Source organism: Streptomyces sp. NPDC029152, assembly GCF_055564355.1.
Genome location: NZ_JBVHWR010000024.1, coordinates 20838 through 39878, shown reverse-complemented (window position 1 = coordinate 39878; position 19041 = coordinate 20838). Strand labels below are relative to the sequence as shown.

Here is a 19041-nt window from a genome sequence, read left to right as displayed (position 1 = left end):
TACCGATGTCCTTTCCCCTGCTGACAGCGACGGCGGTGCTCCCGGCCGTCGGGGCCATCGCCACGGCCGCCGTGCCGGCCGCGAAGCGCACCGCGGCCAAATGGCTGGCGCTGCTGTTCTCGCTGGCCACGCTGGTCCTGGCGATCGTGGTCCTGGTCCGCTTCGACCCGGACGGCGACCGCTACCAGCTCACCGAGTCCCACTCCTGGATCGCGGACTTCGGCGTCCGCTACGAGCTGGGCGTGGACGGCATCGCGGTGGCGCTGATCGCGCTGACCGCCCTGCTGATCCCGTTCATCGTCCTCGCGGGCTGGCACGACGCCGATCCGCTGGAGACGGGAAGCAGCCGGTGGCGGCCGACACAGGGCTTCTTCGCCCTGATCCTGGCCGTCGAGGCGATGGTGATCATCTCCTTCGAGGCCACCGACGTCTTCCTCTTCTACATCTTCTTCGAAGCCATGCTGATCCCGCTGTACTTCCTGATCGGCGGCTTCGGGGACCGGGCGCACGAGCACGGTGAGGAGAAGGCGGCCACCCAGCGCTCGTACGCGGCGGTGAAGTTCCTCCTCTACAACCTCGCCGGCGGCCTGATCATGCTGGCCGCGGTGATCGGGCTGTACGTGGTCGCCGGGAACTTCTCCCTCACCGAGATCGCCCAGGCGCGGGCCGACGGATCGCTGGACATGGCGACCAGCACCGAGCGCTGGCTGTTCCTCGGCTTCTTCTTCGCCTTCGCGGTGAAGGCGCCGCTGTGGCCGCTGCACACCTGGCTGCCCAACGCCATGGGGGAGTCCACCGCGCCGGTCGCCGTGCTCATCACGGCGGTGGTCGACAAGGTCGGCACCTTCGCGATGCTCCGCTTCTGCCTCCAGCTGTTCCCGGAGGCGAGCACGTGGGCGACGCCCGCGATCCTCGTCCTGGCGGTGATCAGCATCATCTACGGGGCGCTGCTCGCGGTCGGCCAGCGCGACATCAAGCGCCTGATCGCCTACGCGTCGATCTCGCACTTCGGCTTCATCATCATGGGCATCTTCGCGATGACCAGCCAGGGCCAGTCCGGCGCCACCCTCTACATGGTCAACCACGGCATCTCGACCGCCGTGCTGATGCTGATCGCCGGATTCCTGATCTCCCGGCGCGGCTCGCGGCTCATCGCCGACTACGGCGGTGTGCAGAAGGTCGCCCCGGTGCTCGCCGGCACGTTCCTGATCGGCGGCCTGGCCACCCTGTCCCTGCCGGGTCTCGCGCCCTTCGTCAGCGAGTTCCTGGTGCTGGTGGGCACGTTCACGCGCTATCCGGTGATCGGCATCATCGCCACCTTCGGCATCGTCCTCGCCGCGCTCTACACCCTCGTCCTGTACCAGCGGACGATGACCGGGCCGGTGAAGCCCGAGGTGAGGGCCCTGCCCGACCTGCGGGTGCGGGAGCTGGTGGTCGTGGCGCCGCTGGTGGCGCTGCTGATCTTCCTGGGCGTCTACCCGAAGCCCGTCACGGACATCGTCAATCCGGCGGTGCAGCAGACCATGTCCGACGTACACAAGAAGGACCCCCAGCCCGAGGTGGAGGCGGCCAAGTGAGCGCATCAGCCGTCCACGACCTGTGGACAACGGCGGCAACGGCGGCCGACCCGATCGCGAAGATCGACGCACCGAAGATCGAGTACGGGCAGCTCGCGCCCACGCTCATCGTCATCGGCGCGGCGATCGTCGGCATCCTGGTCGAGGCGTTCGTGCCGCGCAGGTCCCGCTACTACGTACAGACGTTCGTGTCCATCGTCGCGCTCGTCGCCGCCTTCGCCGCGGTCGTCGCGCTCGCGGCGGGCGGACACGGCACGACCAAGGCGGGCATCGCGGCGATGGGCGCCATCGCCGTCGACGGACCGGCCCTCTTCCTGCAGGGCACGATCCTGCTGGCGGCGCTGGTCGGCGTCTTCACCTTCGCCGAGCGGCGGCTCGACCCGGAGGCGCACGGCAACCGCGTCGACTCCTTCGCCGCGCAGGCCGCGGCGGTGCCGGGCAGCGAGAGCGAGCAGAAGGCGGTGAAGGCCGGGTTCACCACCACCGAGGTGTTCCCGCTGCTGATGTTCGCCGTCGCCGGCATGCTGGTCTTCCCGGCGGCCAACGACCTGCTGACCCTCTTCGTCGCCCTGGAGGTCTTCTCCCTCCCGCTGTACCTGCTGTGCGCGCTGGCCCGGCGCAAGCGGCTGATGTCGCAGGAGGCGGCGGTCAAGTACTTCCTGCTCGGCGCGTTCGCCTCCGCGTTCACCCTGTTCGGCATCGCCCTGCTCTACGGCTACGCGGGCTCCATGTCGTACGGCACCATCGCGCAGGTCGTCGACGGCACCGTCCAGAACGTCACCCCGGCGCTCGCGAACACCATGGGCAACGACGCGCTGCTGCTCGTCGGGTCCGCTCTGATCGTCATGGGCCTGCTGTTCAAGGTGGGCGCGGTGCCGTTCCACATGTGGACGCCGGACGTGTACCAGGGCGCGCCGACGCCGGTGACCGGTTTCATGGCGGCGGCGACCAAGGTCGCGGCCTTCGGCGCCCTGCTGCGCATCCTCTACGTCGTCCTGCCCGGCCTGCGCTGGGACTGGCGGCCGGTGATGTGGGCGGTGGCGATCGTCACCATGCTGGGCGGCGCGATCGTCGCGATCACGCAGACGGACATCAAGCGGCTGCTGGCGTACTCGTCGATCGCGCACGCGGGCTTCATCCTCGCGGGCGTCATCGCGACCACGCCGGACGGCGTCTCGTCGGTCCTCTTCTACCTGGCCGCGTACTCCTTCGTGACGATCGGCGCCTTCGCCGTGGTCACGCTGGTGCGCGACGCGGGCGGCGAGGCGACCCACCTGTCGAAGTGGGCCGGGCTCGGGCGCAGGTCGCCGTTGGTGGCGGCCGTGTTCGCGGTGTTCCTGCTGGCCTTCGCGGGCATCCCGCTGACCTCCGGGTTCGCGGGCAAGTTCGCCGTGTTCAAGGCGGCGGCGGAGGGCGGCGCGGCCCCGCTGGTCGTGGTCGGCGTGATCTCGTCGGCGATCGCGGCGTTCTTCTACATCCGCGTGATCGTGCTGATGTTCTTCAGCGAGCCGCGGCCGGAGGGCCCGACGGTCGCGGTGCCGTCGCCGCTGACGATGACGGCGATCGGCGTCGGCGTGGCGGTCACGGTGGTGCTCGGTGTGGCGCCGCAGTACTTCCTGGACCTGGCGGGACAGGCGGGGGTGTTCGTGCGCTGACGCTGCGTTCGTGCCTTCACGGCTGTGGTCCGGCACCTCTTCGCAGGGGTGCCGGACCACAGCCGTGTGTGCTGGGGCTACTCGCCGCCGCGGCGCGGCTTGATGGCGGTCAGGTCCAGGTCCATCGGGAAGGGCGCGCTCACCTTCATGCGTTCGCGGAAGATGCCGACGCTGGTATAGGTGCCGGTGGTGGGCTCCAGTTCGAAGGCGTGGACGACGGCGAGGCCCTTCTCGTTCTCCACCCGCCAGTAGTGGGCGATGCCGGCCCGGGAGTACTTGAGGGGCTTGGTCTCGCGGTCGCGGGAGATGGACTCGGCGGAGACGACCTCGATGGCCAAGGTGACGGCTTCGGAGGGGTAGCGCGTCTGCTCCGGGTCGTCGACCACGTCACCCCGCACGACGATCACGTCCGGCTCGGGCCGGTTCTGCCGGTCGATGTCGATGGTGAACTCGCGGATGACCTCGAACTCCGCCGGCGCGAGGGACTGAAGCTGCCAGTTGAAAAAGTCGACAGCGCGTGAGTGGAAAAGGGTCTGCGGACTCACGAAGACCAGGCTCCCGTCGATCAGCTCCGTGTGCGGAGGCAGGTCCGGAAGCCGGTCCAGGTCGTCTGCGGTCCAGCCGCCCTCGGGCGGGACCGGCCAGGCGGGTGTGGACGCCTTCGGTGCGACGCTCATCAGTGCTCCCATGGGACGGAGTCTCGCGGGTGCAATCAGACTATCCGCCGGAAACGGGCGGGTCTCCCGCGAACGCGTGAACGATCGCCGTGTCCTTGACGCGGGTCACGTCGGGCAACCTGTGGACAACTCCGGGGCTGTCGGCGCGGGCCCCTATCGTTGAGGAAGTGGTCGGGACAGGACGGGCGCGGCAGGACGTACGGGGGACGGGACGATGGGCGTGATCGGCGAGATGACAGAGACGGCAGAGACGGCAGAGGCCGGGCGGCTGGACAGCGAGACGCTGGCCACGCTGCACCGGGTCTTCGGGTACGAGGCCTTCCGCGGCGAGCAGGAGGCGGTCGTCGACCACGTGGTGGCGGGCGGCGACGCCGTCGTGCTGATGCCCACCGGCGGCGGCAAGTCGCTGTGCTACCAGATCCCGGCCCTGGTCAGGCCCGGCACGGGCATCGTGGTCTCGCCGCTCATCGCCCTGATGCAGGACCAGGTGGACGCGCTGCGCGCCCTCGGCGTGCGGGCCGGGTTCATGAACTCCACGCAGGACTTCGACGAGCGTCGCGTGGTGGAGGCCGAGTTCCTCGCCGGCGAGCTGGACCTGCTGTACCTGGCGCCCGAGCGGCTGCGGCTGGAGAGCACCCTCGACCTGCTCTCCCGCGGCAAGATCTCCCTCTTCGCGATCGACGAGGCGCACTGCGTCTCCCAGTGGGGCCACGACTTCCGGCCCGACTACCTGGCCCTGTCCCTGCTCGGCGAGCGCTGGCCGGACGTGCCCCGGCTCGCGCTCACGGCGACGGCCACGCACGCCACCCACCGCGAGATCACCGAGCGGCTGGACATGCCGGCGGCGCGGCACTTCGTGGCCAGCTTCGACCGGCCCAACATCCAGTACCGGATCGTGCCGAAGACCGACCCCAGGAAGCAGCTGCTGAGCTTCCTGCGCGAGGAGCACGCCGGTGACGCGGGCATCGTCTACTGCCTCTCGCGCAATTCCGTCGAGAAGACCGCCGAGTTCCTGTCGCGCAACGGCGTCGAGGCCGTGCCGTACCACGCGGGCCTGGACGCGGGCACCCGCGCGGTGCACCAGTCGAGGTTCCTGCGCGAGGAGGGCCTGGTGGTCGTGGCGACCATCGCCTTCGGCATGGGCATCGACAAGCCGGACGTCCGCTTCGTCGCGCACCTGGACCTGCCCAAGTCGGTCGAGGGCTACTACCAGGAGACGGGACGCGCCGGGCGGGACGGCCTGCCGTCGACGGCCTGGATGGCGTACGGGCTCAACGACGTCATCCAGCAGCGCAAGCTGATCCAGTCCGGCGAGGGCGACGAGGCGTTCCGCCGCCGGGCCCAGTCCCACCTGGACGCCATGCTCGCCCTGTGCGAGACCGTCCGGTGCCGCCGCGGCCAGCTCCTCGCCTACTTCGGGCAGGACCCCGATCCGGCCGGCTGCGGCAACTGCGACACCTGCCTCACCCCGCCCGAGACCTGGGACGGCACGGTGGCGGCGCAGAAGGTGCTGTCGACCGTGGTGCGGCTGAAGCGGGAGCGCGGGCAGAAGTTCGGCGCCGGGCAGATCATCGACATCCTGCTCGGCAAGCGCACGGCCAAGGTGATCCAGTTCGACCACGACCAGCTCTCCGTGTTCGGCATCGGCGAGGAGCTGACCGAGGGCGAGTGGCGGGGCGTCACCCGGCAGCTGCTGGCCCAGGGGCTGCTCGCGGTCGAGGGCGAGTACGGCACGCTGGTGCTCACCGATGCCAGCGGGGCGGTGCTGCGGCGGGAGCGGGAGGTTCCGCTGCGCAAGGAGCCCAAGAAGCCGGCCGCGGCCAAGCCGACGGGCGGTGGACGCGGCGACCGCAAGTCCAAGGCGGCCGCGGCCGAGCTGCCCGAGGAGCTGCTGCCCGCGTTCGAGGCGCTGCGCGCCTGGCGCGCGGAGCAGGCCCGCGAGCAGGGCGTCCCGGCGTACGTCATCTTCCACGACGCCACCCTGAGGGAGATCGCCACCGTCTGGCCCACCTCGGTCGGGCAGCTCGGGGGCATCAGCGGAGTCGGCGAGAAGAAGCTGGCGACGTACGGGGAGGGCGTGGTCGAGGTGCTGGCGGGACTGGAGGGACCGGCCACCGCCACGGCACCCGCGCCGGCTCCGTCGGCCGGCCCGGGCACAGGTTCCGGTTCGGGGACCGGCGCGGACGACTGGCACGAGCACGAGCACGAGCCGGAGCCCGAGGACTGGATATAGGGACCCGCCGGCGGGGCCTCCGCGTCCGCGGCGTCACAACGCCCGGGTCGCGTACGCCCTGACGTCGGCGTCCGTGTCGCTCGTGACGGTCGCGAGCGCCGTCCGGGCGTCCTCGGTGGTGGCCGTGTGCCGGGTCAGGGCCAGGACGGCGGCCTTGCGGACATCGGCGTTCGGGTCGGCGAGGGCCTCGGCGAGGACGGGGACCGCGGTGTCGGACGCGGCGGCGGACAGCGCGGTCGCCGCGCCCGCCCGGACCTGCCAGGCGGGGTCGGACAGCGCGGTGTGCGCCCGCGCCGCCAGCGGGGCCGGGCAGCCCGTCTCCGCCAGTGCCGCGAAGGCCGCGCCCCGGACGAGGGCGTCGGGGTCCTCGGTGAGCCGGTCGTGGGCGCCGCCCGCGCGGGGGGCCGCCCGCAGCGTGCCCAGCGCCTTGGCGACGGCGGCCCGGACCTCGCGGGACGGGTCCTCGGCGGCCGGTGAGAGCGGCTCCGCGGCGTCCAGGGAGACCAGCCCGCGTACGGCCTCGATGCGCACGGAGGCGTCCGGATCGCCGAGGGCCTCGGTGAACGTGCCGGGTCCGCCCAGCCGCAGGACGCGCAGCAGGTCGAGCGCGGTGGCGCGGACCACGGGGTCCGGCTGGTCCAGCGCCCGCACGAGGGGCTCGCCCAGCGCCGGTTCGGGCGCCAGCGTGTCGGCCAGTTCGCGCAGCGAGGCCGCGGCGGCGGCGCGTACCTCGCCGTCCGGGTCGGACAGGGCGGCGGCGAGCGCCGGACCGGTGCCGGCGGGCACGGTCTCGGTCAGCACGGTGACCGCTGTGCGCCGGACAGCGGGTTCGGGGTCGGACAGGTACGGCCGCAGGACGGACAGTTCGGGCTCGTCCTCGGCCAGGGCCAGCAGCTCCAGCAGCCGGGGGGAGGCCGTGGCGGTCGACGCGCGGCCACCGGTGGTCTCGGGGGGCGCGGTGGGCGGCTTCGCGGCGACGGGGGCCACATCGCGGGCCCCGGCCGTCGCCACCTGCTCCGGGTGCACCTCGCCGAGGTGCCGGGAAGGGCCGCCGACCGGCGTGAACCCGTCGACCGGCACCAGGTAGGGGGCCACGGGACGGACCGTGAACTCCATCGCACCGGAGGGGGACTTGTGCAGATCGAGGTGGTGGAACCAGGAGGCGTCGTCGCGCTCGGGGAGGTCGACGCGCTCGTGGTAGAGGCCCCAGCGGGACTCCGTGCGGGCCAGGGAGGCCCGGGCGGCCATCTCCGCGCAGTCGCGGATGAAGCCGACCTCGGCGCAGCGCATCAGCTCGTGCGGGGTGCGCGCGCCCATCGCCGCGATGTCCGCGCGCATCCGCTCGAAGCACTCCAGGGCGAGCGACAGCCGCGCACCGGACTTCGGCGGGGCCACGTAGTCGTTCACGAAGCGGCGCAGCTTGTACTCGACCTGGGGCTGCGGCGGGCCGTCGGGGTTGCGCAGCGGGCGGTAGACCAGTTCGTGCGCGTCGCGGAGCTGGTCGGCCGGCAACTCGCCCCCGTACGGCCGGTACCGGGCGGCGTCGGCGCCCGCCAGGTCGCCGAAGACGAACGCGCCGATCATGTAGTTGTGCGGCACGCAGGCCAGGTCGCCGGCGGCGTACAGGCGGGGAACGGTGGTGCGGGCGTGGTCGTCGACGCGGACGCCGGAGGCGGAGTGGCCGCCGCACAGGCCGATCTCGGAGATGTGCATCTCGACGTCGTGGGTGCGGTAGTCGTGGCCGCGGCCCGCGTGGAAGGTGCCGCGGGTGGGGCGCTCGGTGGAGTGCAGGATCGACTCCAGGGCGGAGACCGACTCCTCCGGGAGGTGGCTGAGCTTCAGGTACACCGGGCCGCGGTCGCCGGCGACCTCCGCGGCGAACTCGGCCATCATCTGGCCCGACCAGTAGTCGGAGTCCACGAAGCGTTCGCCGTGCCGGTTGACCTGGTAGCCGCCGAAGGGGTTGGCGACGTAGGCGCAGGCGGGGCCGTTGTAGTCCTTGATCAGCGGGTTGATCTGGAAGCACTCGATGCCGGTCAGTTCGGCGCCCGCGTGGTAGGCCATGGCATAGCCGTCGCCCGCGTTGGTGGGGTTCTCGTAGGTGCCGTAGAGGTAGCCGGAGGCGGGCAAGCCGAGCCGGCCGGCGGCACCGGTGGCCAGGATCACGGCGCCCGCGCGGACGGTCACGAACCGTCCGGTGCGGGTGTTGAAGCCGGCCGCGCCGACCGCCCGGCCCTCCGCCGTCAGGACCCGTACCGGCATCACGCGGTTCTCGACGCGGATCCGCTCGCGCATCTCGCGCCGCCGGAGCTGCCGGTACAGGACCTTCTTGACGTCCTTGCCCTCCGGCATCGGCAGCACGTAGGAACCGGACCGGTGCACCTGGCGGACGGCGTAGTCGCCGTGCTCGTCCTTCTCGAACTTGACCCCGTACGACTCCAGCCGCCGGACCATGTCGAAGCCGCGGGTGGCGGTCTGGCGGACGGTGGACTGGTCGACGATGCCGTCGTTGGCGCGGGTGATCTCGGCGACGTAGTCGTCGGGTTCGGCGCGGCCGGGGACGACGGCGTTGTTGACGCCGTCCATGCCCATGGCGAGGGCGCCGGAGTGGCGGACGTGGGCCTTCTCCAGCAGCAGTACGTCCGCGCCGTGCTCGGCGGCGGTCAGCGCGGCCATGGTGCCGGCGGTGCCGCCGCCGACGACGAGGACGTCGCAGGAGAGTTCTTCGGCGTCGGTGAGGGCGGGTATCTCCACCAGGGGGCCTTTCAGGTGCCGAGGGATGTCAGGACGTCGCGCCGCAGCGCCACGCGGGCCGGGTCGTCGTGCGCGGTGCGGTCCCGGGGGCGGGGCACGTCGCGTACGGCGGTGAGCCGGCCGGAACCGAGCAGGGCGACGCGGTCGCCGAGGAACAGGGCCTCGTCCACGTCGTGGGTGACGAAGACGACGGTGGTGCCCGTGCCGTGCAGCACCTCGACCAGCAGGTCCTGCATGCCGGCGCGGGTCTGGGCGTCGAGGGCGCCGAAGGGCTCGTCCATCAGGACGGCGCGGGGACGCGCGGCGAGGGCCCTGGCCAGCTGGGCACGCTGGCGCTGGCCCCCGGAGACGCGGTGCGGCAACTGCCGGGCGTGCGCGGCGAGTCCGACCCGCTCCAGCCAGCCGGCCGCCTGGTGCCGGCGTTCGGCGCGGGGCACGCCCCGGACGGCGAGGGGGAGTTCGACGTTGGCGCGCAGCGAGCGCCAGGGCAGGAGGGCGTCCTCCTGGAAGACCAGCGCGCGGTCCGCCCCCGGCCCGTCGATGCGCCGGCCGTCCTGCTCGGCGGTCCCGGCCAGCGGGGGCAGCAGCCCGGCCAGGGTGCGCAGCAGCGTCGACTTGCCGCAGCCCGACGGGCCGACCACGGTGAGGATCCCGCCCGGGGGGACCTCGACGTCCACACCGGTCAGCGCGGGGGCGTCCGGGCGGCCGAGGACGGCGCCGCGCAGGGCGAGGCGGGTGCCGTGCGGGGAGGACCGCGGACCGGCCGCCGGCGGGGTCTCAGTCTCGGACGAGGTGCTCATCGCGTGCCTCCTCGGGCTCGGTGCCCTTGCGTACGGCGGGTACGGCGGTGCGGGCGGAGGGTGCGGCCGTGCCGGCCCGCGCGGCCCTGGGGCGGGCGGCGCCGGGGACGTACGACGCGCGCGGCAGCCAGCGGGTCAGCCGGCGGCCCAGCAGCTCCACGGCCGTGGAGGTCAGCCAGCCCAGCACCCCGATGGTGACCATGCCGACGAACACGCCCGGGTAGTCGACGACGGTGTAGTCCTGCCAGGTGCGGTACCCGACGCCGTACTGGCCGGAGATCATTTCGGCGGAGATCACGCAGATCCACGACACGCCGATCCCGACCGACAGGCCGCCGAAGACGCCGGGCAGCGCGCCCGGCAGGACGACCGAGCCGAGCACCCGCCACCGGCCGCCGCCCATCGTGCGCACCGCCTCCTCCCACACGGGGGTCAGCGCGCGGACCGCGTGCCGGGTGGAGACCAGCACCGGGAAGAAGGCGGCGGTGCAGGTGATGAAGACGATGCCCTGTTCGTTGGAGGGGAACAGGAGGATCGCGACGGGGACCAGGGCGATGGCCGGGACCGGACGGACCACCTCCAGCACCGGGCCGAGGAGGTCCTCGGCGAGCCGCGAGCGGGCCACGAGCACGCCGGTGGCCACGCCCAGGACGGCGGCGAGCAGGAAGCCGGTGAGGATGCGGGTGAGACTGTCGGTGAGGTCCGTCCAGTAGTCGGGGCCGGCCAGCCGGTCGGCGAAGGTGCGGGCCACGTCGGTGACGGTGGGGAACTGCGAGAAGCGCAGCCAGAGATCGACGTCCCGGCCGGTCAGCAGCTGCCACAGGCCGAGGGCGGCGGCGAGCGAGGCGACGCGCAGCGCGTACCGGGTCACGACGCGCGCTCCAGTGCCTCGGCGTACGTGACGACGCGCGCCCCGCCGTGCCCGGCGAGGTACGCCTCGGCGGTCGCCGGTGTGACGAACGGCAGCAGCTCGTCGCCGTCGGCCACCCACACCGACCGGTCGGCGAACCACAGGGTGCCGGTGGTGGCGTCGGGGACGTAGGCGGCCCGGACGCCGTCGCGGTGGGCGGCGACGTGCCGCAGCAGGGCGATGGGGGAGGCGAAGCGGAGGGTCTTCCGCGCGCCCTTCGGCCAGACCTCGCCGGCCGGCTCCGGGGGCGCGGCGGAGAGCCGCTCGGCGTACGCGGCCGGTCCGAGCGCCTTGCGCACGTACCGGTCGTCGACGAAGGCGTCCACGTCCACGTCGCCGGTCAGCTTCGCGTCCTTGAGGACCGGCACGTCCTCCTTGAGGGCCGCGACGAGCTGGGGCCTGATCGCCGGGTCGAAGGTGGCGATGCCCTGGGCGCCGTTGTAGAGGTAGACGGCCTCGGCGGGCAGGCCGGTGGCCTTCGCGACCGTCTCGGCGGCGTCCACCGGGTGCGCGTCCAGGTAGTCCGTCGCCTGGGTCTGGGCCTTCAGGAAGGCCTCCAGCACGGCCGGGCGCTTCTTCGCGAAGTCCTCGCGGGCGGTGACCCCGTGGAAGGTGGGCAGGTTCAGCTGCGCACCGTCGTACAGGGCCTTCGCCTTGCCCTGCCGAGCGAGCAGGCCGGGCCAGGCGACGAACTGCGACAGGGCGTCCGCGCTGCCCGAGGACAGGGCGGAAGCCCCCACGGCAGGCTGCTGGTTGAGCTTCTCGATGTCCTCGTCCGGGTCGAGGCCGGCTTGCTGGAGCGCCCGTACGAGGGTGCCGTCGGCGGCCGAGCCGACGCTGGTGGAGACCTTCTTGCCCTTGAGGTCCTCCAGGGAGGTGAGTGAGGAGTCGGGCGCGGTGACGATGGTGTTGAGGCCGCCGCGGAGGTTGTAGCCGGTGACCGACACCAGGCGGGTGGGCTTGCCGAGCTGCTTGCCGCGGGCCGCGTTGATGAGCAGCGGGAAGTCGCCCATCGAGCCGATGTCGATCTTCCCGGCGGTCATCTGCGCGGTGATGGGCGCGCCGGTCGCGTAGTCCTGCCAGTCCACCTTGTAGGTGACGCCGTCGCCGAGGGCGTCGAGCTGCTCCTCGAAGTAGCCGAGGGAGCGCAGGAGGGTGCCGGCGGTGACCGTGTTGATCGTGCGGGACTGGTAGCCGACGGTCACGGTGACCGTCGAGCCGTCGCCGCCGGCCGACGCGCTGCCGCCGCAGGCGGTGAGGGGGAGGAGCAGGGTGGCGACGGCCGCGGTGGCCAGGACGGCGAAACGTTCGGATCTCATTCGAGTCGGCCTCTCACCGGAGCAGGTAGGGCATGTTGACCGTGACGGCCCCGGTGGGGCAGCGGGCGGCGCACGGGCCGCAGTACCAGCACTCGTCGACGTGCATGTACGCCTTGCCGTTGCTCTCGTCGATGGCGAGGGAGTCCAGCGGGCACATGTCCACGCAGAGCGTGCAGCCGTCGATGCACTTCGACTCGTCGATGGTCACGGGCACGTCGGCCCGCTGGGGCGCCAAGGGCATGGCTGTCTCCAGGGATGTGCGCGAAGGAGGATGGTCACCGGGACCGGTGCAGGAGGCCGCTCATCGCGATGCGGTCGCCGCGGAAGCGGATGAACTCCAGGTCGACGGGGCGGCCGTCCGCGAGGTGGGTGAGGCGTTCCAGCATGAGGACCGCCGTGCCGCGCGGGGCCTCGAGCACGGCGGAACAGTGCGCGTCCGCGGTGACCGCCTCCAGGGTGATCTCGGCGTGGCCCAGCGGCCGGCCGGTGACGGACTCCAGGAGGCGGAAGACGTCGGTGTTCTCCAGGTCGGCGCCGAGCAGGGCGGTGCCGATGTCGAGCGGCAGATAGGTGAGGTCGAGGGAGAGCGGGATGCCGTTCAGGCGGCGCAGGCGCTCGATGTAGAGGACGTCGGTGCCGGGTGGGACGTGGAGGCGTTCGGCGACCGGGGCCGGGGCGCGGACCGGGACCGTCGTGCGGACCTCGTTGGTGATCCGGCCGTGTTCGTGCAGGGTCTCCGCGAGGCCCATCAGACGGTCCAGGCCGTGGGCGTACTTGCGGGCCACGACCACGGTGCCGACGCCGGGCTGGCGGGCGACGAGGCCTTCGGCGCGGAGCAGGTCCAGTGCCTCGCGGACGGTGTTGCGGGAGGCGCCGTACTCGGTGGCGAGGGCGTCCTCGTGGGGGAGCGTGGCGTCGGGGAAGGCCTCCGTGAGGATCTGGCGGCGGAGCAGGTCGGCGAGTTGGCGGGCCCGGTCGGCGCGCAGCCGGCGCCGCGCGCGGTGGGCGGCGACGGTGGTCGCGCCCTGGCCGGCGTGGTCTCGGATGCGGTCGGCGGGGGGCATGGCGGGAACCATACCTATCCGGTGGGGTTGGTGGTGTTGCTGGATTGTTGCGCCACCGGGGACTCCGCCGGGAGGGGGTGTGAGCTGGGGTTTCCCGGGAGGCGGGGTGAGATGTGCCACCGGGTCGGGAGGCCCGGCGCCGACGGGGTGCCTCCCCCGGAGGGGGTGCCCCCGGCGCCCACCCGTGCCGCCCCGGGGGCATCCCCCCAGGTCGTTCAGGCACCGGGGAGGCGCGACTGCCCGCGGCTGCGGACCACCGTCATGGCGGCCGGTGGGTCACGTCAGTGCCGTCAGGCCCGGGGCGAAGGTGATCAGGAGGGGGAGCAGGGGGACCAGGGCCGCTGTCGCCGTGGTCAGGGCGCGGTCGCGGGGGGTCAGGCGGGGCGGGGGTTCCAGGAGGCGGTCGACCCGTTCGCCGAGGAGGCGGTGGCTGGAGGCGCAGGACAGGACGCCCCGGTGCTGGTTGAGCTCGATCAGGGCCAGGGCCGTGGTCAGGTGGCCGCAGCGGCGGGACGCGGTGTCGTCGGCGGCGAGCTCCACCAGGCGGTGGGTCTGGTCGCAGAAGTGGGAGAAGAGCGGGACCCGCGGGAAGCCGGTGGCCAGGGCGGTGGACAGGTGCAGCAGCCAGTCGTGACGGGCCCGGGCGTGACCGCGTTCGTGGGTGAGCACGGCGTCGAGCTGATGGTCGGTGAGTCGCTGCAGGGCGCCGGTGGTGACGATCAGCTGGGCCGGGCTGCCGGGCATCCACCAGGCGTCCGGGTACTCGTCCTCCAGGACCAGGAGGGGGCCGCGGGCCCGGGGGAGGCCGGCGGGCAGGTCGGGGGCGCGTTCGCGCAGGTGCGCGCGGGACAGGGCGCGGCGCCTGCGGGCCTCGACCAGCTCGCGGGCGAGCATCGCGGTGGTCCAGGCGGCACCGCCGGCCAGCAGCAGGGTGAGGACCGCCGCCCAGGACGGGCCGGCGGAGAGGTTGTAGGCGGCGGTCACCGCCGGGGGCGCGGGCGCGAAGAGCTGGGCGCGCACGGTGCCGAAGACGGCGGCGGCGCCGAGCACGAGGGAGGTCAGGCAGCACAGCAGCACCGTGGCGACCAGGCACTGCCACACCCACAGGGCGACCACGGGGTCCCGTTCGGGCCACGCGGAACGGGTCAGTGCGCGCGGCACCGGCACGGCGGCGGTCACGGCGACGGCGAACAGCAGGAGCAGGCAGACGGTCATGCCACGGGCTCCGGATCCTTGTCGGAAGGCGGCTCTGGCTGTGGTGCTGTGGTGCTGGGGCGGTGCGCGGCGGTGGTGCGGCCTCCGGGCCGTGCCCGGGCCCCGCGCCGTCGGCGCCGCCGCGGCCCCGAACCGTGCCGGAGGGGGCGGGCGTGCCGCGCACACCGCCCGACGCCAGTATGACGGTGACGGGCGGTGCGAGTCAGGTCCCGACGGGCACCGGATGCGCGTGCGGAAGCGGCCGGGCCGGCCCGAACACCGCCCGCCCGGAAGCCGGTTGCCCGGCCGACGGCCGTCCGGCCGGTTCCGGCCCGGCGGCGCGGGCGGTCACCGGCCGACGATCCGGCCGGTCACCTCGCCCAGCCCCACCCGGGTGCCTCCCGGACCCGGTGCCCACGCCGACAGGGTCACCACGTCCCCGTCCTCCAGGAACGTCCGCTTGCCCTCGGGGAGTTCCAGCGGATCGCGGCCGTTCCAGGTCAGTTCCAGCAGCGACCCGCGCTCCCGCTCGGCGGGCCCGCTCACCGTGCCCGAGCCGTAGAGGTCGCCGGTGCGCAGACGGGCGCCGTTGACGGTCATGTGGGCCAGCTGCTGGGCGGCGGTCCAGTACATGGTGGAGAAGGGCGGCTCGGAGACCACGTGCCCGTTGACCGCGACCGAGATCCGCAGGTCGTAGCCGCCCGGCTCCTCCTCGGCGTCGTCCAGGTAGGGCAGCAGCGCGTGGGTGCGCTCCGGCGGCGCCACCCGGGCCTCGTCCAGGGCGTCCAGCGGCGTGATCCAGGCCGACACCGAGGTGGCGAAGGACTTGCCGAGGAACGGGCCGAGGGGGACGTACTCCCAGGCCTGGACGTCCCGCGCGGACCAGTCGTTGAGCAGGCACAGCCCGAAGACGTGCTCGCGGAAGTCGCCGAGCGCCACCGGACGGCCCGGCTCGGACGGCGTGCCCACCACGAAGCCGACCTCGGCCTCGATGTCGAGGCGGACGGACGGGCCGAAGACGGGCGCGGCGTCGGTGGGGGCCTTGCGCTGCCCGGAGGGCCGTACGACGTCCGTGCCGGACACGACGACCGTGCCGGAGCGGCCGTGGTAGCCGATCGGGAGGTGCTTCCAGTTCGGGGTGAGGGAGTCCTCGGCGTCGGGGCGGAAGATCCGGCCGACGTTCCGGGCGTGGTTCTCGGAGGCGTAGAAGTCGACGTAGTCCGCCACCTCGAAGGGCAGGTGCAGGGTCACCGACGACAGGGGGTGGAACAGGGGCTCCAGGGCCTCCCGGTGGGACGGGACCGTCACCCAGGCCGTCAACGCGCGCCGCACGTCCGACCAGGCGGTGCGGCCGGCCGCCAGCAGCGGGTTCAGGGTGGGCCGGGCCAGCAGGGACGCGTACGGCGATCCGAGCGCGTGGGCCGCCGCGCCCGCGTCCAGGACGTGGTCGCCGAGCCGGACGCCCACCGTCCGCTCCTGCGCGCCGCGGATCGAGAACACGCCGTAGGGGAGGTTGTGCGGGCCGAAGGGGTCGCCCTCGGGGACATCGAAGGGGGGCATCGGGTGCTGCCTCGCTCTCGTGCTCGCCGTGCGCCACGTGATCCGTGGCCGTGCCACACGTTACGGGTGACGCACGGGTCTTGGGCAGTGTCCGAAGAGGTGGCGGCGGCCGGCGGGGCCCGGCGGGGACGTGCGGCCGACGTGCGGGGAGTGACCCGGCGCCGGCGCGGGCGGTGAGGGGAGTGCCCCGTGGGGCCGTGGCGCTCCGCCACGGCCCGTGTGCGGGAAGTTGTCCCCAGGCCGGAACGCAATCTTGACGGAGCGGTGCGAACGGGGTGACTCTGGACGCGTGCCGGAAGGCCTCGGGGAGGGGGCGTTCCGACGGCACATCAGGGGGGCGGATGGCCACAGGGGAGGCCGGTCCGGGTCCGGCGCGGTCCGGTTCGCAGCCGAGAGAGCGGCTCGAGGAGACCATGCGCGGCCGACTCGGCCGGGAATGCGTGTACGTACCGTCGTGCCGTTTCGGGCTGTACGCGGCGCTGCGCCACTGGTGCCCGCCGGGCGGCCGGGTGCTGATGTCGCCGGTCAACGACGACGTCATCTTCTTCGTCGTCCTCGCCGCCGGGCTGCGGCCGGTGCAGGCGCCGCTGAATCCGCTGGACGCGACCGTCGACGTCGACGCCGTGCCCGAGGAGGTGTGGGGTTCCCTGTCCGCCGTGCTGACGACCAATCTGTACGGCAACCCGGACCCCGCGCCCCGGCTGCGGGAGCGCTGCGACGCGCTCGGCATCCCGCTGTTCGAGGACGCGGCGCACGCCATCGGCAGCGAGGTGGGCGGGCGGCCCGTCGGCACCTGGGGCGACGCGTCCGTGTTCAGCCTGTCCAAGCACGTCGGCGCCAAGGCCGGGGGGTTCCTCTCGGTCGCCGACCCGGGGCTGCGGGAGGCGCTGGCGAAGTCCTGCGACGACCTGCTGCTGCCGCGCCGGACCACGGCCGAGGTCGCCTACGCCGTACGGCCGTACGCGGAGGCGGCCGTACGCGGCCTGCGGCTGCGCCGGGCGGCCTGGGCCACGCTGCGGCTCCTGGGGAGGACGGAGCGCGAGGGGATCCGGATGCCGCTGCGGCCGGGGGAGCTGGCCCGGGCGGTCGCCTCGGCGCCGGACCTGGAGGCGCACGATCCCTGGGTCCGCGTGGACATGCACGACTACCGCCTGCGGTCGGGCCGGTTCCGGCTCGGGCGCGTCGGGCGCAGGCTCGACCGGCTGGACGACGTGCTCGCGGGCTGCCGGGCGGGCACGGAACTGCTGCTGTCGACCCGCTGGGCGCACCCGGCCGGCGGCCGCCGGCCGGACGGGGCGCAGCCGCTGTTCCGGGTACCGCTGTTCGTGGCGGACCGGGACGCGGCGATCGGGGCGCTGGCCCGCCAGGGCATCGTCGTCGGATACCTCTACGATCCGCCGCTCGACGACTACGCGGGGGCGGAGTTCACCGACCTCTCGCCCAGCCCCGAGGGGGCGCGCTGGTTCGCGCGGCACGCGCTGCCCGTGGACCCGCTGCGCGCCCGCGCGGTCGTGCGGGTGCTGGAGGAGTCGGGGGCGCTGCCCGCCGGAGCGCCGGAAGGGGCGGGACCGTCCCGTGGCTGAGACGCGGGTGCACGAGGCCTCCGCGGCGTCCGCGGGCGGCGCCCCGGAGCCGCCCGGGAGGGGGCAGGGCTCCGACTCGCTGTTCAAGAACGCCTACTTCCTCATGCTCAGCACCGGTGTCTCGGCCGTGCTCGGCCTGGGGTTCTGGTTCGTGGCCGCCCGCTACTACTCGGAGGAGGCCGTCGGACAGGGTTCCGCCGCCATCGCCGCGATGCGGCTGCTGGCCAGCATCACGGCGACCACGATGATCGGCGCGGTCGTCCGCTTCGTGCCCCGCGCCGGGCGGGCGACCGGGCCGCTGGTGCGGCGTGCGTACGTGGCCAGTTCGGTGGTCGTGGTCGTGGCCGCCGTGGTCTTCCTGCTCACCCTCGACCTGTGGGGCGCCTCGTACGCACCGCTCGGCACTCCCGCGGCGGGCGCCCTGTTCGTCGCCGCGTGCGTGGCCTGGGCGCTGCTCACCCTGCAGGACGGGGTGCTGACCGGGCTGCGCAAGGCCGAGTGGGTGCCGGCCGGGAACGCGGTGTTCTCGCTCGGGAAGCTGATCCTCCTGGCCGTCTTCGCCTCCGCGCTGCCGGTGCTCGGCATCTTCGTGTCCTGGGCCGTGGCCATCGCCTTCTCCACCCTGCCGCTCGGCTGGCTGATCTTCCGCAGGCTCATCCCGCGCCAGGCCGCCGCCGACCGCGACGTGGAGCCGCCCGGGGTGCGGGAGATGGGCCGCTTCCTGGCCGGGGACTCGCTGGGCGCGCTGTTCAGCCTGGCGATGATCAACCTGCTGCCGGTGATGGTCGCGGTCCGCTTCAGCGCCGCGGAGAACGGCTTCTTCTACGTGGCGTACACCGTCGGCGGCACGATGGAGTTCATGGCCATCAACATGGCCTCCTCGCTCACCGCCCACGCCTCGCACGATCCCCGCCGCCTCGCCGACGGCGTCCGCGGGGCGCTGCGCCGGATGACGCTGCTGCTGGTGCCGGTGGTGCTGGTCCTGGTCGTCTTCGCCCCGCAGATCCTCGCCCCCTTCGACGAGGACTACGCCGAGCACGGTTCCACGGTGCTGCGGCTGCTCGCCGTCGGGGCGCTGCCGAGGATCGTCGTCGAGCTGTACATCGGCGTGCTGCGCGTCCAGGGACGCACCGGTGTGCTCGCCGCGGTGCAGGGCGCCATGTGCACCCTCGTCCTGGGCAGCGCGGCCGCGCTGTTCAGCCCGGCCGGGATCGCGGGCGCCGGGTGGGCGGTGCTGCTGAGCATGTCCCTGGTTGCCGTCGGCTGTGTGCCCGGGCTGCGGTCCGTCCTGCGCGACGGGGGCGGCGCGGGCGGCCGCGGCCGGGAGGCGGAGGACCCCGGCTACGGCACCCGCTGGGCACGGCTGAACGCCACCGCCGGGTACGGCACGAGCTGGGCGCGCCGGGCCGCGTACGAGGACAAGGGCACCGACGACGACACGGCCGCGCTGTTCATCGGCCGCCCCGGCTACGAGCGCGAGGCCCTGCAGGCGGACACACTGGCCCTGGTCGTCCGCCCGCCCCGGCAGCCGGAGCCGGCGTGTACCTCGGAGCCGGACCCGGCGGCCGCCCCCACGGCCGGCCCGGTCACGGATTCCGTGTCGGCTCCCGCGTCGGTCTCCGGCCCGGTCACGGATTCCGTGTCGGCTCCCGCGTCGGTCTCCGGCCCGGTCACGGATTCCGTGTCGGCTCCCGCGTCGGTCTCCGGCCCGGTCA

At 73.5% G+C, this 19041-nt stretch carries 14 protein-coding genes; 5 read left to right on the top strand and 9 right to left on the bottom strand.

Annotation, left to right across the window (positions count from 1 at the left end; translation table 11 throughout):
* Positions 1-5 precede the first annotated feature (5 nt).
* Positions 6-1577 (top strand): NADH-quinone oxidoreductase subunit M, encoded by a 1572-nt coding sequence (locus ACZ4V6_RS32310; RefSeq protein ID WP_467834256.1) that lies wholly within the window; start codon positions 6-8, stop codon positions 1575-1577.
* Entirely contained in the window at positions 1574-3232 is a 1659-nt protein-coding gene (gene nuoN, locus ACZ4V6_RS32305; protein WP_467834254.1) for an NADH-quinone oxidoreductase subunit NuoN, read from the top strand. Before ACZ4V6_RS32310 ends, nuoN begins: the two co-directional genes overlap by 4 nt.
* A 77-nt stretch (positions 3233-3309) precedes the next feature.
* Here nuoN and ACZ4V6_RS32300 read toward each other — a convergent pair whose 3' ends face one another.
* On the bottom strand, positions 3310-3909 hold the full coding sequence (locus ACZ4V6_RS32300) for a Uma2 family endonuclease (RefSeq protein WP_467834252.1): 600 nt from the start codon (positions 3907-3909) through the stop codon (positions 3310-3312).
* A 232-nt stretch (positions 3910-4141) separates the two neighbouring features.
* Between ACZ4V6_RS32300 and recQ the strand changes: the two genes are divergently transcribed.
* Complete coding sequence (recQ, locus tag ACZ4V6_RS32295) at positions 4142-6142, top strand: DNA helicase RecQ (RefSeq protein ID WP_467834250.1); 2001 nt, start codon at positions 4142-4144, stop codon at positions 6140-6142.
* Positions 6143-6175: 33 nt separating this feature from the next.
* On the opposite strand, the gene ACZ4V6_RS32290 is transcribed toward recQ, so the two are convergent.
* The 8 genes from ACZ4V6_RS32290 to fahA form a co-directional block, all read right to left on the bottom strand.
* A complete protein-coding gene (locus tag ACZ4V6_RS32290; RefSeq protein ID WP_467834248.1) occupies positions 6176-8896 on the bottom strand; it encodes a fumarate reductase/succinate dehydrogenase flavoprotein subunit in 2721 nt (906 codons plus the stop codon).
* 11 nt (positions 8897-8907) lie between these two features.
* On the bottom strand, positions 8908-9696 hold the full coding sequence (locus tag ACZ4V6_RS32285) for an ABC transporter ATP-binding protein (RefSeq protein ID WP_467834246.1): 789 nt from the start codon (positions 9694-9696) through the stop codon (positions 8908-8910).
* The gene (locus ACZ4V6_RS32280; RefSeq protein WP_467834244.1) at positions 9674-10567 is read right to left on the bottom strand and encodes an ABC transporter permease; all 894 of its coding nucleotides are present in this window, start codon (positions 10565-10567) and stop codon (positions 9674-9676) included. Before ACZ4V6_RS32280 ends, ACZ4V6_RS32285 begins: the two co-directional genes overlap by 23 nt.
* Complete coding sequence (locus tag ACZ4V6_RS32275) at positions 10564-11925, bottom strand: ABC transporter substrate-binding protein (RefSeq protein WP_467834243.1); 1362 nt, start codon at positions 11923-11925, stop codon at positions 10564-10566. Before ACZ4V6_RS32275 ends, ACZ4V6_RS32280 begins: the two co-directional genes overlap by 4 nt.
* A 13-nt stretch (positions 11926-11938) precedes the next feature.
* Positions 11939-12166 carry a 4Fe-4S dicluster domain-containing protein gene (locus ACZ4V6_RS32270; RefSeq protein WP_010986276.1) on the bottom strand — a complete coding sequence of 76 codons (228 nt, stop codon included), beginning with the start codon at positions 12164-12166 and terminating at the stop codon, positions 11939-11941.
* Positions 12167-12200: 34 nt separating this feature from the next.
* The gene (locus tag ACZ4V6_RS32265) at positions 12201-12989 is read right to left on the bottom strand and encodes a GntR family transcriptional regulator (protein ID WP_467834240.1); all 789 of its coding nucleotides are present in this window, start codon (positions 12987-12989) and stop codon (positions 12201-12203) included.
* Between the two features lie 276 nt (positions 12990-13265).
* The gene (locus ACZ4V6_RS32260; RefSeq protein WP_467834238.1) at positions 13266-14204 is read right to left on the bottom strand and encodes a M56 family metallopeptidase; all 939 of its coding nucleotides are present in this window, start codon (positions 14202-14204) and stop codon (positions 13266-13268) included.
* Positions 14205-14531: 327 nt separating this feature from the next.
* A complete protein-coding gene (gene fahA / locus ACZ4V6_RS32255) occupies positions 14532-15743 on the bottom strand; it encodes a fumarylacetoacetase (protein ID WP_467834236.1) in 1212 nt (403 codons plus the stop codon).
* Positions 15744-16156: 413 nt separating this feature from the next.
* Here fahA and ACZ4V6_RS32250 point away from each other — a divergent pair, with 413 nt between their 5' ends.
* On the top strand, positions 16157-17326 hold the full coding sequence (locus ACZ4V6_RS32250) for a DegT/DnrJ/EryC1/StrS family aminotransferase (RefSeq protein WP_467834235.1): 1170 nt from the start codon (positions 16157-16159) through the stop codon (positions 17324-17326).
* A partial coding sequence (locus ACZ4V6_RS32245; protein ID WP_467834233.1) for a lipopolysaccharide biosynthesis protein occupies positions 17319-19041 on the top strand: 1723 nt, incomplete at its 3' end. The genes ACZ4V6_RS32250 and ACZ4V6_RS32245, both read left to right, overlap by 8 nt.

What these genes read in the sequence shown, in the direction of transcription:
- ACZ4V6_RS32310 (WP_467834256.1), top strand. Translation starts at nt 6, where the DNA reads ATGTCCTTTCCCCTGCTGACAGCGACGGCGGTGCTCCCGGCCGTCGGG.
- ACZ4V6_RS32300 (WP_467834252.1), bottom strand. Translation starts at nt 3,909, where the DNA reads ATGAGCGTCGCACCGAAGGCGTCCACACCCGCCTGGCCGGTCCCGCCC.
- recQ (WP_467834250.1), top strand. Translation starts at nt 4,142, where the DNA reads ATGACAGAGACGGCAGAGACGGCAGAGGCCGGGCGGCTGGACAGCGAG.
- ACZ4V6_RS32285 (WP_467834246.1), bottom strand. Translation starts at nt 9,696, where the DNA reads ATGAGCACCTCGTCCGAGACTGAGACCCCGCCGGCGGCCGGTCCGCGG.
- ACZ4V6_RS32275 (WP_467834243.1), bottom strand. Translation starts at nt 11,925, where the DNA reads ATGAGATCCGAACGTTTCGCCGTCCTGGCCACCGCGGCCGTCGCCACC.
- ACZ4V6_RS32270 (WP_010986276.1), bottom strand. Translation starts at nt 12,166, where the DNA reads ATGCCCTTGGCGCCCCAGCGGGCCGACGTGCCCGTGACCATCGACGAG.
- ACZ4V6_RS32265 (WP_467834240.1), bottom strand. Translation starts at nt 12,989, where the DNA reads ATGCCCCCCGCCGACCGCATCCGAGACCACGCCGGCCAGGGCGCGACC.
- ACZ4V6_RS32260 (WP_467834238.1), bottom strand. Translation starts at nt 14,204, where the DNA reads ATGACCGTCTGCCTGCTCCTGCTGTTCGCCGTCGCCGTGACCGCCGCC.
- fahA (WP_467834236.1), bottom strand. Translation starts at nt 15,743, where the DNA reads ATGCCCCCCTTCGATGTCCCCGAGGGCGACCCCTTCGGCCCGCACAAC.
- ACZ4V6_RS32250 (WP_467834235.1), top strand. Translation starts at nt 16,157, where the DNA reads ATGCGCGGCCGACTCGGCCGGGAATGCGTGTACGTACCGTCGTGCCGT.